This is a genomic window from Streptomyces sp. NPDC001443 (assembly GCF_053597355.1).
Genome location: NZ_JBSFIA010000102.1, coordinates 1 through 1,199, shown reverse-complemented (window position 1 = coordinate 1,199; position 1,199 = coordinate 1). Strand labels below are relative to the sequence as shown.

Genomic DNA, 1,199 nt, shown 5'->3' with positions numbered 1-1,199 from the left:
GACGAGTCCCTGCCGGTGGCGGCGCGGCTGGCGGCGGCGCTGACGCCGGAGGTGGACGAGGTGCTGGCCCGTCATCCGCTGCGTGAACTGCTCACCGCCTCGGCCCCGTTGCCGCTGCTGGTGGAGCGTGAGCGGGCCCTGTACGGCGCCTGGTACGAGTTCTTCCCCCGTTCCGAGGGCACTCCCACCCAGCCGCACGGCACCTTCCGCACCGCCGCCCGCCGGCTGCCCGCGATCGCCGCGATGGGCTTCGACGTCGTCTACCTCCCGCCGATCCACCCCATCGGCACCACCTACCGCAAGGGCCCCAACAACACCCTGTCCGCCGCCCCCGAGGACGTCGGCGTGCCCTGGGCGATCGGCTCCCCCGAGGGCGGGCACGACGCCGTCCACCCCGCCCTGGGCACCCTGGAGGACTTCGACCACTTCGTCCGCCGGGCCCGCGAGGAGGGCCTGGAGATCGCCCTCGACTTCGCCCTGCAGTGCTCGCCCGACCACCCCTGGGTGGACAAGCACCCGCAGTGGTTCAACCACCGCGCGGACGGCACCATCGCCCACGCCGAGAACCCGCCGAAGAAGTACCAGGACATCTACCCCATCGCGTTCGACGCCGACATGGACGGCCTGGTCGCCGAGACCGTACGCGTCCTGCGCCACTGGACGGACCACGGCGTGCGGATCTTCCGCGTCGACAACCCCCACACCAAACCGGTCGTCTTCTGGGAACGGGTGATCGGCGAGATCAACGCGGCCGACCCGGACGTCATCTTCCTCGCCGAGGCGTTCACCCGCCCCGCGATGATGCGCACCCTGGGCGAGATCGGCTTCCAGCAGTCCTACACCTACTTCACCTGGCGCACCACCAAGCAGGAACTCACCGACTACCTCACCGAACTCTCCGGTGAGACGGCCGCCTGCATGCGGCCGAACCTGTTCGTCAACACCCCCGACATCCTGCACGCCTACCTCCAGGACGGCGGCCGTCCCGCCTTCGAGGTCCGCGCCGTCCTCGCCGCCACCCTCTCCCCCACCTGGGGCGTCTACAGCGGCTACGAACTGTGCGAGAACACCCCCCTGCGCCCCGGCAGCGAGGAGTACCTCGACTCCGAGAAGTACCAGCTGCGCCCCCGCGACTGGGAGGCCGCCGCCCGCGAGGGCCGCACCATCGCCCCCCTGCTCACCCGCCTCAACGACATCCG

At 71.0% G+C, this 1,199-nt stretch carries 1 protein-coding gene; it reads left to right on the top strand.

Features of this window, described 5'->3' with window-relative positions:
* A partial coding sequence (locus ACWC24_RS41870) for a maltotransferase domain-containing protein (RefSeq protein WP_450668170.1) occupies positions 1–1,199 on the top strand: 1,199 nt, incomplete at both ends.